The sequence below is a fragment of the Caballeronia arvi genome (assembly GCF_001544695.2).
GTDB lineage: Bacteria > Pseudomonadota > Gammaproteobacteria > Burkholderiales > Burkholderiaceae > Caballeronia > Caballeronia arvi.
Genome location: NZ_FCOM02000006.1, coordinates 133302 through 148535, shown reverse-complemented (window position 1 = coordinate 148535; position 15234 = coordinate 133302). Strand labels below are relative to the sequence as shown.

Below are 15234 nucleotides of genomic sequence, written 5' to 3'. Positions count from 1 at the left end.
CAACGAGACAACGGTCCATGAACTCGAACAATCAGCAGGACGATGCATCGCTCACATCACGCCGTGGCTTTCTGAAGTTCGCGGGCGCGTCCGGGCTCGCGACCGCGGCGCATGCCGTAAGCGGTCCAGCGCATGCTCAATCGACGGAGCGCGATGGAACGCCCGAGCAAATTCATCTCACGTGGGGCGAAGATCCGACGAGCGAAGTCATCGTGAGCTGGGCGTCAGTTGCGCAAGCCGTGAAGCCGCGCGTTCGCATCAGCACGAACGATGGACACGCGCATGTCGCGCATGCCGTGCAGCGCACCTATACCGACGGGCTGAACGGAGAAATCGTCTGCACGTATCACGCGCGTCTTCACGAGCTGCGGCCGGACACCGAGTATCGATACGAAGTCACCGCCGATAACGACGGCAAAGCCGGCCAGCCCTTCAGCGCGAGCTTTCGCACCGCGCCGCGCGGACGCCGCAAGTTCCGCTTCACGAGTTACGGCGATCTCGCGACGCCGAACACCGGCTGGGTGTTGTCGTCGCCGCAAAGCCGCTTTGCGGTGAAGGCCGTCGAACGTTTCGCGCCGCTCTTTCATCTGCTGAACGGCGATCTCTGCTATGCGAACCTGAATCCGGCGCAGCAGCCGGAAGTCTGGCGCGACTTCGGCAACAACGCACAGACGTCGGCCGCGAACCGTCCGTGGATGCCGTGTCCGGGCAATCACGAAGTCGAGTTCAACAATGGCAGGCAAGGCTTCGACTCCTATCTCACGCGCTACACACTGCCCGACAACGGCACGCATTTTCCCGGCCGCTGGTACAGCTTTCGCGTGAGTTCGGTGCTGTTCATTTCGCTCGATGCCGACGACGTCATTTATCAGGACGGCGCCGCATTCGTCGCCGGACCGTCGCCGCTCGTGCCTGCCGCGAGCACGGGCAATCCGTCGATTGCGCCGGGCACGTCTTTCTATATCCGTGGATACAGCAACGGCGAGCAGACGCGCTGGCTCGAAAAGACGCTGCGTCATGCATCGCAGGATGACGATATCGACTGGATCGTCGTGCAGATGCATCAGGACGCGTTGAGCTCATCGAAGACGGGCAACGGTTCCGACAAGGGCATTCGCGAAGCATGGCTGCCGCTCTTCGACCGCTATGGCGTGGATCTCGTGTTGTGCGGCCACGATCACGACTACGAGCGCAGTCATCCGGTGCGCGGCTGCAATCACGGCGCGGGGCGCGATGCGCTCACAGGCGAGCGCGTCGATACCTTGCAGCCGCGTCCTGTGACGACGGCACAGCGCGCGAACGATCCGATCGATACATCGCATGGCACGATCCATTTGATTCTCGGTGGCGGCGGGACCAGCGCGCCGCTCGATGTGTACGGCACGGACCCAGGCAACGGTTTGCCGCAGGCGCAAGTGTTCACGAAGCCCAACCGCCCGGTGCCGGGCACGACGACGGGCACTTTCGTGCGTCCCGTCGCCGATGCGGTCGAGGACGCGATCTGGTCCGCGCAGCGCGATACGGGCACGGGCTACGGCATCGCCGTCTTCGATGTCGATCCCGGCGAGCATGGCGGCAAGACGTCCATCACGATGAGCTATTACCACGCAACCGGTGCGGATCAGACACCGAACGCGGACTATGAGTTGTTCGAGACCGTCGTGCTGGAGAAGGCGTGTCGCAGGTGAAAGATGCCTGAAAAAAAACGGCACGCCCAGCTTGCGCTGCGGCGTGCCAAATCAAACAAGCCAAACGACCAACTCAAAGGAACAACTCAAAAAGCCTTACTGCAGATTCCCCGCCACCGCCACCGTCTGCCCGGTGATGTAATTCGACTCCGGCGAGCAGAACAGATAAACACCGCCCGCCGCTTCCTCCGGCGTACCTCCGCGGCCCAGCGGATTCCGCTGCGCGTGCGCCTTCAGCATGTCGGCATTCAGGCCGACACGAATATCGCGCCCGTCGATCTTCACGGACTCAGCCGCTTCGGTGCTCACCGTCATGCGCGTATGAATCAACCCGAACGCGACGCAGTTCACATTGACGTTAAAGCGTCCCCATTCGCGGGCCAGCGCGCGTGTCATGCCGATGACACCCGCCTTCGCCGACGAATAATTCATCTGCCCGGCGTTGCCATTCAGCGCCGACACTGACGAAATATTGACGATCTTCCGATAGCTCTCGCGCCCGGCTTCCTTGTCCGCCGCATGCAACGCCTTGATGTGCGGATACGCGGCGCGCAGGATGCGAAAGGGCGCCGTCATATGACAGTCGATGACCGCGTACCACTGCTCATCGGTCATCTTCTGCACGACATCGTCCCACGTATAGCCCGCATTGTTGACGATGATATCGATGCCCTTGTACGTGTTCATCGCCGTGCCGATGAGCCGGTCCGCGAAGTCCGCCGCCGTCACGTTGCCGACACACGTCACCGCTTCCGCGCCTTGCTTCTTGAGCAATTCGACGGTTTCCTGCGCGGGCTCGGCGTCGAGATCGTTGATGACGAGCCGCGCGCCTTCACTCGCGAGCTTGAGCGCGATCGCCTGACCGATGCCGCGTCCCGAGCCGGTTACCAATGCCACTTTTCCTTCGAGCTTTCCCATGATGATGTCCTGATAGATAAAGTCAGAGCGCGACGACGGCGTCGCCGAGCACGCGCGCTTCGCCATACTGATTGACGGTCTGGATCTCGAGCCGCACGCGGCGCTCGCCTTCCGCCTCGAACTTTTCGGTGACCTTGCCCGTGCACGTAATGACATGTCCGAGCTGCGTAATGCCGACGAAGCGCACGCCGAACGCGCGCAACTGCCGCTGCTCGACCCACGACGTGAGCAGACGCCCGAGCCACGCCATCGACAACATGCCGTGCGCGAACACGTCCGGCACGCGGGCGCGCCGCGCATAGTCGGTGTCGATATGAACCGCGTTGTGATCGCCCGACGCGCCCGCGAACAGCGCGAGCGTCGTGCGGTTCACGGGCGGCAGCGTGAGCGGCGGCAAGGTGTCACCGACCTTGATCGAATCGAAACTGATGATGTTCATTCGCGTGTCCCCCGCTTATCGCTGAACGATGATGCTGCGCAGATCCGCAACATGCTCGCCGCGCTGGTTCGTCACGCGCGTCTCGCGGACGATGAACCACAGCGCGCCGTTCTTCTTGTCGTAGATATCCGCGACACGGCTTTCGTAGCGCAGGACATCGCCGGCATACGCCATGCGGTGATACGTGAACGACTGCTCGCCATGCAGGATGCGCGAAGGCACGATGCCCAGCTCGTCGCGCCAGGCCGTCGACGGCTGCTCGAATTCCAGCGAGAACAGGAACGTGGGCGGCAGCGGCAGCGCGGGATAACCCGCGTCGCGCGCGGCCGCTTCGTCGAAATAGACCGGATTCGTCTCGCCGGTCGCCTTCGCGAAGAAGCGCAGGCGCCACGCGTCCGCGCTTGCCGTGTACACCGGCAGGCGCATGCCGATATGCTTCTTGTCGATGCTCATCACACAGCCCGCTTGAAGATGGTGACGACGCCCGCGCCGCCGAGGCCGAGGTTGTGCTGCAACGCGAGCTTCGCGCCCTTGACCTGGCGATCGCCCGCCGTGCCGCGCAGCTGATGCGTCAGCTCGTAGCATTGCGCGAGACCCGTCGCACCGAGCGGATGCCCCTTCGACAGCAGGCCGCCCGACGGATTGGTCACCCACTTGCCACCGTAGGTGTTGTCGCCATCCAGCACGAGGCGCTCGCCTTCGCCTTCCTTGCACAGGCCGAGCCCTTCGTACGTGATGAGCTCGTTCTGCGCGAAGCAGTCGTGCAGCTCGACCACGTCGATGTCCTCGGGGCCGACGCCCGCCTGCTCGTAAGCCTGCTGCGCCGCAGTGCGCGTGATGTCGAAGCCGACGACGCGAATCATGTCCGCCGACTCATACGTGCTCGGCAAATCGGTGGCGAGCGACTGGCCCGCGATCATCACATCGGTGCGCAATCCGTGCTTGCGCGCGAAGGCTTCGGACACGACGATGGCCGCCGCGCCGCCGCAGGTCGGCGGGCACGCCATCAGGCGCGTCAGCACGCCTTCCCAAAGAACGGGCGCGTTCATCACGTCTTCCGTCGACACGACGTTGCGGAACACGGCCAGCGGATTGCGCGCCGCATGCTCGCTGGCCTTGGCGCGGATGCGCGCGAACGTTTCGAGCTTCGTGCCGTACTTGCGCATGTGCGCGAGACCCGCGCCCGCGAACTGGCGGATCGCAGTGGGAATCTCGGTATGGCCGACGAGCTTGTTGGTCAGATCGAGCGCGCGTTCGAGCGCGGGCGCGCGATCCGTCCATTTCGCCGACAATGCGCCCGGTTGCATGAACTCGAAGCCCACGGCGAGCGCGCATTCGACCGCGCCCGATTCGACCGCCTGCCGCGCGAGATAGAGCGCGGTGGAACCCGTCGCGCAATTGTTGTTGACGTTGATGACCGGAATGCCCGTCATGCCGACGCGATAGATCGCTTTCTGTCCGCTCGTCGAGTCGCCGTAGACATAGCCGGCATACGCTTGCTGAATGGCCTTGTAATCGAGCCCGGCATCGGCGAGCGCATCGCGGATGGCGGTTTCGCCCATCACGTCGTACGTTTCGCTCGCACCCGGCTTCTTGAACGGAATCATGCCCACACCCGCGACAAACACCTTGCGACTCATGTCCTTCTCCTTCAGTGATTGAGGATTCGATTGCCTTACAGCTTGCGCGAGATGAGATCGCGCATGACCTCGCTCGCGCCGCCGTAGATGCGTGATACGCGTGCATCGACGAACGCGCGGGCGACGGGATACTCGAGCATGTAGCCGTAGCCGCCGTGCAACTGGACCATCTCGTCGAGCGCCTTGCCGAGCGACTCGGTGGCGAAGAGCTTTGCGATGGCGGATTCCTCGAGCGTCAGGCGGCGCCGCATGTGCGCGTCGAGGTAGTGATCGACCATGAGGCGCACGGCGATGGCCTGCGCCTTGATATCGGCGAGCTTGAACTTGGTGTTCTGGAAGTCCCACACGGTCTGATTGAACGCGCGGCGGTCCTTCACGTAGTTCAGCGTGTGTTCGAGGCACGTCTCCAGTCGCGCGGCCGCGCCGATCGCAATGCTCAGGCGCTCCTGCGGCAACTCGGCCATCAGATACGCGAAGCCCTTGCCTTCGTCGCCGAGACGGTTCTCGATCGGCACGCGCACGTCGTCGAAGAAGAGTTCCGCCGTGTCCTGCGCATGCATACCGATCTTCTCGAGCTTGCGGCCGCGCCGGAATCCGTCGCGCGTCGTTTCGACGACGATCAGGCTCACGCCCTTCGCACCCGCCGACGGGTCCGTCGTGCAGACGACGATCACGAGATTCGCATTGAGCCCGTTCGTGATGAAGGTCTTGCTGCCGTTGATGACGTAGTGATCGCCGTCGCGGCGCGCGGTGGTGCGCACCGCCTTGAGATCGCTGCCGGTGCCGGGCTCGGTCATGGCTATGGCGAGAATCTGCTCGCCCGTGCAGATGCTCGGCAGCCAGCGCCGCTTTTGCTCTTCACTGCCGATACGCGCGATATACGGCGCGACGATATCCGAATGCACCGCGAAGCCCGGGCCGCTTACGCCCGCGCGCGTCATTTCCTCGTTGATGACGGCCACGTGTCCGAAATCGCCGCCGCCACCGCCGTATTCGTCCGGCAGCGATACGCACAGCAAGCCTTGCTTGCCGGCTTTCAGCCACGTTTCGCGGTCCACGCAGCCGGCCTTGTCCCACTCCGCCTGGCGGGGAACGCATTCGCGCTCGAAGAAGCGGCGAGCAGTAGTACGAAGCATTTCATGATCGTCTCGAAAGACGGTGCGATCGATGTGCATTGCAGGTTCCTGGGTTGGGTCTTAGGTGTTCGTGTGGCGCGGTGAAGCGCCGATACACGCGACATGCGAAGCCGGATCCGCGTGATAGAGCGCGTCGATCAGATGCGCGCGGCGTGCCCGCGTGGTGGCCTGATTGACGTAGCCTTTATCGGCGATTTCGTTGGCGTCGAGCGAGGGCGGCTCGGCCATCAGCATCAGCCTTTCGATGACGAGCGTCGCGCCGCCGGCCTTTTGCTGCCCGAGACGCCGGCTCAGTTCGGCGACGACGAGCGGATGCGTGACGAGCGCGCTCGCGTCGAGCAATTCGAGCTCGGGCGCGATGCGCCGGCACGCCGGGACGTTCGGCCACGCCAGCGCGGCCAGATGATGGCGGTCGTGACCGCAGATCACGGCGTCGGACAGGAGCGGCGCGCAGCAGTCGATGAGCCCGAGCCGCAGCGCGCCCGTGCGTACCCACGAGCCGTTCGCGAGCTTGAAATCTTCGGCCGTGCGTCCGGCGAAGATCATGCCTTGCTCGGGATCGGCGGGATCGGCGAAACGCACGGCATCGCCGAAGCGGAAGAAGCCTTCCTCGTCGAACGCGGCCACGGTCAGTTCCGGCTGGCCGATATAACCGCCGAACACGTGCGGACCGCGCATACGGAATTCATAGCGCCCGTCGCCGCCTTCGAGCGGCAGGAGCTTCACTTCCGTGCCGGCCACGGGCGTGCCGATGTTCCCCGGCGTATCCGTCGCCCAACCGCAATGCGTGCCCATACCGGTCGTTTCCGTCGATGCCAGGCCGGTGCAGAACATGATGCGCTCGCCGATCGTCTGCTCCGCGACGGTCTGGATGCGCTTCCAGACTTCCGTCGGCAGGCTCGCGCCGCCGTAGCCGAAGAAACACGCGTTCGAGAAGACGTTCTCGGCGAGTTTCCGGTCGCGCTCGAATTCGGCGGCGAGCACGGCCCACGCGGAGGGCACCGTCGTGAAAATAGTCGACGATACTTCGTGCAGATTGCGCACCGTGCGTTCGATCATGCCGGGTATGGGCCGGCCGTCGTCGATGTAGTGTGTCGCGCCGAACTGGACCGCGCGGCCGAAGTTCAGCACGCCGCCCAGACCGTGGTGCCAGGGCAGCCAGTCGAGAAACACCGGCTGTGCGTCGCTCAACCACGCCAGGTTGTCCGAGAAATACGCGGCGACCGCGCCGAGATTGCCGTACGTGAGCGGGACCGCTTTCGGCAGACCGGTAGAGCCGGACGTGAAGAGCACGCGGGCGATGTCCTCGTTGCGCACGGCGGCGTGCGCGCGGTCGATCGCGCGCAGCGTGGCTTCATCGAGGGGATGGCGAGTGAGCGCTTGCCACGAGAAGTGTCCTGGCTGCGCATCGTCGACGGCGATGACCGGCAAATTCCCGAGTTCGAGCGCCGCGAGGGCACGCGCATACGGCGTGACCGACTGCACGAATATCGCGCCCGGCGGCACCAGTTCGCGGATCGCCTTGAGGCGCGCGAAATCTTTGCTCATCAGCGCATAAGGGGGCGAGACCGGCGCGGTGGGAACGCCCACGTATTCCGCCGCCAGAAGCACGACGGCCTGCTCGACCGAATTGCCCGACAGCAGGATGAGCGGACGCTCTGCGTTCAGCCCCATCTCCAGCAGCGCGCCCGCCACGGCCTGTACTTGCCGCCACAGTTCGCTCCAGCTGAGCGAGCGCCATTCGCCGTTTGCGTCGCGTTCGCAAAACGCGGGCGTGTCGCCGCGGTTTGCGGCCCATAGCGGCACGAAGTCCGCAAACGAACGCTGTTCGATGCACGGCAGCGCGCGAGCGCTACGGAGAATCAGCGTGCCGTCCGCGCGGCGCTCGACGAGCGTCTTTCGCTCGGGAAACCGCACAGGACGATAAGACGGTGCCACCTTGCCGCTTGCTTCGAGCGTGCTCATTACATCTGTCTCCCGAGCATGGATGTGTGTTGCCGGATGCGACCGCGAAGCCGCGCGCCATCCTCCGGCTCTTGATTTGTCGATTTCACCGAACGGCGAGATCGTTTGCCCTTGGACCAAGAATAGGGGAAGGCGCACCGGTGCGTGACCACCCGAGGTGGGTGGCGGTTCGGTGCGCAGAGCCGCGTATGGTGAAGCTGTGAAGGGGCCCGTCATTAACGAGGAAGTCAATGAACCTGAGCTATTCGAACGAAGATCTCGCGTTTCGCGATGAAATCCGCGCATTCCTGCGGGACCGACTCCCGCACGATCTGCGCGACAAGGTGCTGAATCATCGTCATCTGGAGCGCGACGATCACGTGCGCTGGCAGCGCATCCTGCATTCGCGCGGCTGGGGCGCGCCCGGCTGGCCGCAGGCGTGCGGCGGCACGGGATGGACCGCGCTGCAGCGGCTGTTGTTCGACATCGAATGCGGCATCGCGGGCGCGCCGCGCCAGCTTCCTTTCGGCCTCACCATGATCGCCCCGGTGCTGATGAAGTTCGGCAGCGCCGCGCAGCAGGCGCGTTTTCTGCCGCGCATCCTCACCTTGGAGGACTGGTGGTGCCAAGGGTATTCCGAGCCGGGGGCGGGCTCGGATCTCGCCTCGCTCAAGACGCGGGCGGTGCGCGAAGGAGACCACTACATCGTGACCGGGCAAAAGACCTGGACCACATTGGCGCAGCACGCCGACTGGATGTTCTGTCTGGTCCGCACCGATCCCGAGGCGAAACAGCAGAGCGGCATTTCCATGTTGCTCATCGACATGAAGTCGCCCGGCATCACCGTGCGCCCGATTCCCACGCTCGAAGGCGTCGCCGATATCAACGAGGTCTGGCTCGACGGCGTGAAAGTACCCGCCGCGAATCTCATCGGCGAGGAGAACCACGGCTGGACTTACGCGAAATATCTGCTCGGCCATGAACGCACGGGCATCGCCGGTATCGGGAATTGCCGGCGCGAGCTGCGTTACGTGAAGGCGCTGGCGCAGCGCGAGCGCAGAAACGGCAAGCCGCTTGTGGAAGACGTGCGCGTGCGAGAAAAGATCGCGCGCATCGAGGCCGAAGTCATGGCGCTCGAAATGCTGTTGCTGCGCGTTGCGTCGGATGTGGGGCAGCGTGGCGCGGGCGTGGAGTCGTCGATTCTCAAGATCCGCGGCTCGGAATTGCAGCAGGCGTTGTCGGCGCTGCATATCGATATCGCCGGGCCGAATGCGTTGCCGTTTTCGCCCGACTGGCTCACGGACGGTTTCGACGGCTGGACGCCCGAACCCGGCTATGGCGCAAGCATCGGCAGCTTTTATCTGGACATGCGCAAGCCGACCATTTTCGGCGGCACGAACGAAGTGCAGAAGGAAATCATCGCGAAAGCGGTTCTCGACATGTGAGGTGGCAGATGGACTTTTCATACAGCGATGAGCAGCGCCAGCTCGCGGACAGCCTGCGGCGCTTCACCGACGAGCGCTATCCGATCGACGCGCGCCGCAAGGCGCTGCGCGCCCCGGACGGTTTCAGCCGCGACGCCTGGCGCGCCTACGCGGAGTTCGGCCTGCTCGGGCTGACGATTTCATCGGAGTACGGCGGTTTCGACGGCAACGCAACCGACACGTTCGCCGTGCAGTTCGAAGCCGGCCGCGCGCTGCTGTGCGAACCGCTGATTCCCTGCGCGGTGATGGCAGCCGGCCTGATCGAGCTTGCAGGCACCGACGCGCAGCGGCAAGCGTGCTTGCCCGCGATCGCGGAGGGCCGCGAGATCGTGGCGCTCGCCTTTCAGGAACAGGAAAGCCGCTATGACTTCGCGCGCCCGTCGGTCACCGCGCGGGCGAACGGGGACGGCTTCGTGCTCGATGGCCGCAAGGTGCACGTCTGGCACGGCGAGGCCGCGCATACGCTGATCGTGTCGGCGTGGAACGCGTCGGCGGAGGCGCTGTCGCTATTCATCGTGCCGGCGTCGGCGGCGGGCGTGTCGGTGCGCGCGTATCCCATGCTCGACGGCGAACGTGCGGCCGAGGTCACGTTGCAAGCGGTGCGCGTGCCCCAAAGCGCGATGCTCGGTAATGGCGCGCGCGGCGAAGCGATGCTCGAAGCGGCGCTCGAACGTGGCATTGCCGCGCTGTGCGCCTCGAGCGCGGGCGCGATGGCGCGTCTCATCGAAATGACCGGCGAGTATCTGCTTACGCGCAAGCAGTTCGGCCAGCCGCTCGGCCGCTTCCAGGCGTTGCGTCATCGCGTGGCGGACATGCTCGTGCAGAAGGAGCTCGCGCTGTCGATGGCGCATCTGGCCGCATCGGCGATCGATGTCGGCGACGCAACCGAGCGGCGTCGCATGATCTCGTCCGCCAAGCTGATGGTGGGCCGCGCGGCGCGCTTCGTCGGCGAGCAGGCCGTGCAGCTGCACGGCGGCATGGGCGTCACGGCGGAGCTGGCGGTCGGCGATTACTTCAAGTATCTGACGGCGTCGTCGCTGCGTCTCGGCGATGCGGACTATCACGCCGATGTGCTCGCAAACCTGCCGATGGACCTGGGCACGCGCGCGCTCGTCGCCTGATACGCGAGACGCGACCGGCGCGTGCGTTCACGCGCCGTCGCCCAGGGCGAGGTCGCGCGAGCGGGCAACGGCCTCGTCGCGGCTCGACACGCCGAGCTTGCTGTAGATGTTCTTCAGATGCCATTTGACCGTCTCGGGCGAAATACCCATCGTCCGGGCGATCTTCTTGTTCGGCAGCGCCTGCGCGAGCAGGCTCAGCACCTTCGATTCCCGCGCGCTCAGGATGTCCTGAGACTTGCCGTCCGCCGAACGCGCGCCGGGTTTCGTTGCGGCGGGCGTCGCGGTGGCGCGCGCGTGCGCATCGCGCAGGCGATCCGCGTAGAACTGCAGCACAGCATCGTTCGACTCGTCGCTGGCCACGCTCGTGATCAGGTCCAGCGCGGCAGGATCGGCATCGAGGAGCGTGCGCACGAGCCCGAGACGATGCCCGAGGCGCATCGCCGAACGCATCAGCTTGCGCGCGGCCACGGCATCGCCGCGGCCATGCGCCGTAACGGCCTTTTGCGTTTCGAAGTAAGCGAGACGCCGCTGCCAGCCTTGCGCGCGGCACAGATCGATGAGCGGCGAGAGCGCGTGCGCCGCCGCATCATAGTCTTCATGCGCGAGGCGCCAGTCGATGTGCGCCCGTTGCGAGATCACCTGAAAATCCGCCGACGCCTGCACGCCCGCGCGCGCGGCCAATGCGTCGATGCGCGCGATGTGCGCCCGCGCGGCGTCGAACTGGCTGCGTTGCAGATCGCGCCGCACCCGCTGCGCCAGGCAATGCGCGAGCACGCGGCGCAGCTCGGGCCGCGTGGCGTAGTCTTCGAGCCGATGCAGGCACGCGAGCGCATCGAGCCGATGACCCGCTTGCCAGTGCGCCGACGACAGCACGGTCAGCACGCTCATCACCGTGTCGGGAAACGATACACGCTCGATCACGTCGAGACGTTCTTCGAGCAGCTTGCGCGCCTGGTCGGTTTCGCCGGATTCGTAGAGCACTTCGCCGAGCAGCGCCGCGGCAAGCGCCGACGCTTCGGCCGCCGCGCTGCCGCGCTGATCGGCTTCGTAAAGCACGTCGCGGCAGACGCGCTCGGTTTGCAGGAGATCGCCTTGCAGCAGATGGCTGAATCCGGCGAGCGCGCGCCCGCTCAACACGCCCGCGGACGTGCCCATGATCGGCGTGCCATCGGCAAGCGCGGGCACGCGATCCGTCTGCACGCGGCGCGCTTCGTCGAAATCGCCGCGCTGCGCGTGGATCCACGAAAGCAGATTGTTGCGCGCGCCGACGACCACGCCCTGCGCGTCGTGAGGCAGCGCGCACATGCGCGGCAACAGGTTGCAGGCGGCGTCGAGATCGTCGCGCTGGACCGCGAGCGCGCCCTCCAGCAGCATGAGCCGATAGCGGGAATTCGTATCGTCGCGGGAAAGATCGCCGCGCAGCCGCTCGATCGCGTCCGCGCACGCGTCGAACTCGCGCGCGTACAGATGCAGATGGATCATCCACAGCCGCAGGCCGATGCGCGCCTGAATCTCGGCCGGCGGCAACAGCCGCATCAGCGCGACGACCTTGCGCAAGTCGCCGCGCAATTGCAGGCTGCGCGCAATCCGCGCGACGAGATCCGCCGCCGCGGCAGGCTCGCCGGCGAGCACGGCGTGGCGCACGGCTTCATCGGCGTGATCGTGCTCGCGGAACCATTGCCACGCCGCGTAATGCACCTGCCGCTGCTGCGTCGCGCTGCGCTTGCGGAAGCGTTCCAGCAGTGTTTCGCGAAAGAGCGGATTGAGCCGATACCACGCGTGGCGCGCATCGTGACCCGCGGGCGCGAGAAAGAGATTATCGCTTTCGAGACGCGTGATCAGCCTGAGCACGCTGTCCGCGTGATCGGTGCCGCCGAGCAGCGCAACGCATAGCGGCGCGCATAGCCGCTCGCATACGGCCATGCGCACGAGAAGTTCGACCTCGTTCGCGGCAAGGCTCGACAGCACTTCGCGCTCGAAATATTCCGCGAAGGTGTGGGCGTCGAGATGTCGCATGCCCGCGAAGGCATCGCCCGCTGCGAGTGTCGCCGGCGCCGCTTTCCTGCGCTTCGCGCCGACCACCATCAATTGCAGGCCCGCGACCCAGCCGTCGGTCATTTCGTGCATCTGGCGAGCGTCGCGCGAATCGATTTCGGGGAACTGCGATTTCAGGAAAGCCTTCGATTCCGCCATCGAAAAACGCAGATCGCGCATGTCGAGTTCGAGCAGCAGGCCCGCATCACGGATGCGCCCGACCGACAGCGGAATCGCCCCGCGCGACGCGAACACGACGTGCAGATTCGGCGGCGCGTAATCGAGCAGCCATTGCAGCGATCGATGACAGCGACGATCCGTCAGCCGGTGCAGATCGTCGAACACGAGCACGAGATCGCCCTGACGGCTCGCGATGCCGCGCACGAGCGCGATGATCGTGCGCTCGATCGCTTCGTCGTCGGTGCCGCGGCCGCCGAGCAGCGCGGCGTCGCGGGGGATCGACGGATCGACTTGCGCGAGGCTCGCGGCGAGCGCGTCGAGAAAGGGCGCGGGGTCGTCGATTTCATCGGCGAGCGTGAGCCACGCGACCTGGAACGCGAGCGGATAGAGCGCCTCGCGCCACGCGATGAGCGCCGTGGTCTTGCCATAGCCCGCCGGACCCTGCATGACGATGCAGCGCTTGCGGCGCGCCTCGACGAGCTGCGCGACGAGCCGCTCGCGGCCCAGGACGAGCGTCGACGCGCGCGGTGACGCGCACGCGAACCCGGTTGCGTGCGAGCCGGCCGCCGCCGCTGCGTCAGGATCGACATGATTCGGATTGCCAAGGACGATCGTTTCAGTCATCACACACCTGCGTCATTCAATGGAGCTTCACTGATTTTAACGTTCAGCAGTCAAACCGCCCGCTAGGGAACATGTGTACGTGTGTGTCCAAATAATTCGGAATAAAGCAATTGCCAGACATTCGCGTGAGTGGTAGATGGGCGGCGATACCGAACGCGATGCGGGTATTCCCGTGCCTACTCGCTTCGGGTAGTGGTGCGTTCGGGATCGCCTGCAACACTGCATCGGAAGGGGCGGTGCGGCGTCGGCGTGCGTCGATCGAGCGCACCGGACACACCAGATTCCCACAACGAGGAGACACTCATGCGTTTCATCAGGAAAGGCGTCGTTGGCGCGACACTCGCGATTGCGGCCGGCAGTGCGGCGGCGCAATCGAGCGTCACGCTTTATGGCGTCGCCGATACATTCTTTCAGTGGTTCAACAACGGCGGAACCCAGTCCTGGTCGATGCGCAGCGGCGGCAACACCGGCTCGATGTTCGGCCTGAAGGGCACCGAGGACCTCGGCGGCGGCCTCAAAGCCGTGTTCAACCTCGAAGGCGGCTACAACCTCAACAACGGCACGTTCCTCGCCGATTCCTCCGCGATGTTCTATCGCCAGTCGTGGGTCGGGTTGGCGCACGAGAAGTACGGTTCGCTGACGCTCGGCAGGCAATATCAGCCGACGTTCTGGGCGATCTACCCGTCCGATCCGTTCCGCGCGAACGAGGTGCTTTCGCCGCTCGCGGCGATGGCGACGACCATCGACCGCAATACGATAGCCACGGCCACCCCCGGCGGACGCTCCAGCAACGCGATCCTCTACAAGTCGCCCAATATCAGCGGCTTCCAGTTTCAGAGCATGTATGCGCTCGCGGCGACGGTCACGCAGCCTTATCCGCAGACAGCCGGCAATTTGCTGGATATCGCCGGAACCTACGCGGGTTACGGGCTCTACGTGGGCATGTCGTATCAGTTCCAGCATCCGGGCTCGAAGAGCATTCCGGGGCTGCCAGCCGCGGTGAACACGGTGTCCGTCGAGCACTTCACGGGCGCGCTGGCATACCGCATCGGCATCGTGAATCTGCAGTTCAACTACGCGTATCACAAGCCGCACGATCCCGCCGCGGGCTCGGTCGCCGCGCGCCTCAATGCGGCGCATCCGTTCAGCGTCGCCGAACTCGGCGCGACGATCCAGGCGACGCCCGCCGACGCCATCGAAATCGCCGGCTTCCAGCGCCTCGCGCGCGGCGTGCACGACAACACCTGGGGCATCGAGCTGGGCGCGGATCACGCCCTTTCGAAGCGCACGTCCCTCTACGCGCGCGCGGGCTACATGAAGAACAACGGCCTCGCGACGACGTCCTGGCCAGGCCTCACGGCGGTCGGGCCGGGCGAGAAGCAGATCCTCGTCGGCGCGGGCGTCTCGCATCGCTTCTGAGTTGCATCGTGCGCACTTCGTTGCGGCTCTCGGGCGCGGCGGAGTGCGTGGTTCAGACTACAACGATCATGGCAGCAAACAACACTATGAAATTTATTCGCACCGTACGACTGACGATCGGCGTCGCTGCCGTCAGCGCTTCGTTTCATGTTTGTGCACAGAATGGTGCGTCGGCGCCTGTCGGTGCGTCGCCTGCGGCAACGGCGGCATCGACGACGCCAGGCGCTGCCAAGTCCGCGAAAGCCGCCGATCGCGCATTGCGCCGGCGCATCCTCACCGCACTTGCCGATGCAAAAGGGATGCGCGCAAGCGGCATCACGGTGCGCGTGACCAGTGGCGATGTGCTGCTGGAAGGCTGGGTGCCCGAACAGGCGCAAGTGGATCAGGCGACGCGCGTGGCGCAAGGCGTGCAAGGCGTGAAAACGGTGCGCAATACGCTGATTCTTTCGACCTTCTGAGCTTCTGATTCGTCTTTTCTTCGCCCCGCGCCGGTTGACATCGGCGCGGGGCGATTGTCTTTATATACGGGCCGCGGTCGGCCTCGTTTCGATCCGCGACACGCCGCGTGCCAACACTACATGAACGGTGCGACTACGGGCTGTATCGG

Annotated in this window: 12 protein-coding genes; 5 read left to right on the top strand and 7 right to left on the bottom strand. The window is 65.1% G+C overall.

What is annotated here, in order from left to right:
- Nucleotides 1-17 precede the first annotated feature (17 nt).
- The gene (locus AWB74_RS09755) at nt 18-1688 is read left to right on the top strand and encodes a purple acid phosphatase family protein (RefSeq protein WP_061146556.1); all 1671 of its coding nucleotides are present in this window, start codon (nt 18-20) and stop codon (nt 1686-1688) included.
- A 96-nt stretch (nt 1689-1784) separates the two neighbouring features.
- On the opposite strand, the gene AWB74_RS09750 is transcribed toward AWB74_RS09755, so the two are convergent.
- The 6 genes from AWB74_RS09750 to AWB74_RS09725 are packed head-to-tail and all read right to left on the bottom strand — an operon-like array spanning nt 1785 to nt 7786.
- Nucleotides 1785-2606, bottom strand: coding sequence for an SDR family NAD(P)-dependent oxidoreductase (locus AWB74_RS09750; protein WP_061146682.1), 822 nt, complete (start codon nt 2604-2606; stop codon nt 1785-1787).
- Between the two features lie 22 nt (nt 2607-2628).
- Complete coding sequence (locus tag AWB74_RS09745) at nt 2629-3045, bottom strand: MaoC family dehydratase (RefSeq protein ID WP_061146555.1); 417 nt, start codon at nt 3043-3045, stop codon at nt 2629-2631.
- Nucleotides 3046-3060: 15 nt separating this feature from the next.
- A complete protein-coding gene (locus tag AWB74_RS09740) occupies nt 3061-3498 on the bottom strand; it encodes a MaoC family dehydratase N-terminal domain-containing protein (protein ID WP_061146554.1) in 438 nt (145 codons plus the stop codon).
- Nucleotides 3498-4685 carry a lipid-transfer protein gene (locus tag AWB74_RS09735; protein ID WP_061146553.1) on the bottom strand — a complete coding sequence of 396 codons (1188 nt, stop codon included), beginning with the start codon at nt 4683-4685 and terminating at the stop codon, nt 3498-3500. Before AWB74_RS09735 ends, AWB74_RS09740 begins: the two co-directional genes overlap by 1 nt.
- Nucleotides 4686-4720: 35 nt before the next feature.
- Nucleotides 4721-5860 carry an acyl-CoA dehydrogenase family protein gene (locus AWB74_RS09730; protein ID WP_061146552.1) on the bottom strand — a complete coding sequence of 380 codons (1140 nt, stop codon included), beginning with the start codon at nt 5858-5860 and terminating at the stop codon, nt 4721-4723.
- A gap of 21 nt (nt 5861-5881) precedes the next feature.
- Nucleotides 5882-7786 (bottom strand): feruloyl-CoA synthase, encoded by a 1905-nt coding sequence (locus tag AWB74_RS09725; protein ID WP_061146551.1) that lies wholly within the window; start codon nt 7784-7786, stop codon nt 5882-5884.
- A gap of 230 nt (nt 7787-8016) precedes the next feature.
- On the opposite strand from AWB74_RS09725, the gene AWB74_RS09720 reads away from it, so the two are divergent.
- Both AWB74_RS09720 and AWB74_RS09715 read left to right on the top strand, forming a co-directional pair.
- Nucleotides 8017-9210: an acyl-CoA dehydrogenase family protein gene (locus AWB74_RS09720; protein WP_061146550.1), complete on the top strand. Its 1194-nt coding sequence runs from the start codon at nt 8017-8019 to the stop codon at nt 9208-9210.
- An 8-nt stretch (nt 9211-9218) separates the two neighbouring features.
- Nucleotides 9219-10370 (top strand): acyl-CoA dehydrogenase family protein, encoded by a 1152-nt coding sequence (locus AWB74_RS09715; RefSeq protein WP_061146549.1) that lies wholly within the window; start codon nt 9219-9221, stop codon nt 10368-10370.
- Nucleotides 10371-10397: 27 nt separating this feature from the next.
- On the opposite strand, the gene AWB74_RS09710 is transcribed toward AWB74_RS09715, so the two are convergent.
- Entirely contained in the window at nt 10398-13208 is a 2811-nt protein-coding gene (locus AWB74_RS09710; protein ID WP_061146548.1) for a LuxR C-terminal-related transcriptional regulator, read from the bottom strand.
- A gap of 303 nt (nt 13209-13511) precedes the next feature.
- Here AWB74_RS09710 and AWB74_RS09705 point away from each other — a divergent pair, with 303 nt between their 5' ends.
- Nucleotides 13512-14627 carry a porin gene (locus AWB74_RS09705; RefSeq protein WP_061146547.1) on the top strand — a complete coding sequence of 372 codons (1116 nt, stop codon included), beginning with the start codon at nt 13512-13514 and terminating at the stop codon, nt 14625-14627.
- Nucleotides 14628-14713: 86 nt separating this feature from the next.
- Nucleotides 14714-15085 carry a BON domain-containing protein gene (locus AWB74_RS09700; RefSeq protein WP_061146546.1) on the top strand — a complete coding sequence of 124 codons (372 nt, stop codon included), beginning with the start codon at nt 14714-14716 and terminating at the stop codon, nt 15083-15085.
- Nucleotides 15086-15234 lie beyond the last annotated feature (149 nt).

Bases quoted from the DNA above. Each gene is read 5' to 3' on its own strand.
- AWB74_RS09730 (WP_061146552.1), bottom strand. From the start codon at position 5,860: ATGCACATCGATCGCACCGTCTTTCGAGACGATCATGAAATGCTTCGT.
- AWB74_RS09740 (WP_061146554.1), bottom strand. From the start codon at position 3,498: ATGAGCATCGACAAGAAGCATATCGGCATGCGCCTGCCGGTGTACACG.
- AWB74_RS09710 (WP_061146548.1), bottom strand. From the start codon at position 13,208: ATGACTGAAACGATCGTCCTTGGCAATCCGAATCATGTCGATCCTGAC.
- AWB74_RS09725 (WP_061146551.1), bottom strand. From the start codon at position 7,786: ATGAGCACGCTCGAAGCAAGCGGCAAGGTGGCACCGTCTTATCGTCCT.
- AWB74_RS09745 (WP_061146555.1), bottom strand. From the start codon at position 3,045: ATGAACATCATCAGTTTCGATTCGATCAAGGTCGGTGACACCTTGCCG.
- AWB74_RS09750 (WP_061146682.1), bottom strand. From the start codon at position 2,606: ATGGGAAAGCTCGAAGGAAAAGTGGCATTGGTAACCGGCTCGGGACGC.
- AWB74_RS09700 (WP_061146546.1), top strand. From the start codon at position 14,714: ATGAAATTTATTCGCACCGTACGACTGACGATCGGCGTCGCTGCCGTC.
- AWB74_RS09720 (WP_061146550.1), top strand. From the start codon at position 8,017: ATGAACCTGAGCTATTCGAACGAAGATCTCGCGTTTCGCGATGAAATC.
- AWB74_RS09735 (WP_061146553.1), bottom strand. From the start codon at position 4,685: ATGAGTCGCAAGGTGTTTGTCGCGGGTGTGGGCATGATTCCGTTCAAG.
- AWB74_RS09755 (WP_061146556.1), top strand. From the start codon at position 18: ATGAACTCGAACAATCAGCAGGACGATGCATCGCTCACATCACGCCGT.
- AWB74_RS09715 (WP_061146549.1), top strand. From the start codon at position 9,219: ATGGACTTTTCATACAGCGATGAGCAGCGCCAGCTCGCGGACAGCCTG.
- AWB74_RS09705 (WP_061146547.1), top strand. From the start codon at position 13,512: ATGCGTTTCATCAGGAAAGGCGTCGTTGGCGCGACACTCGCGATTGCG.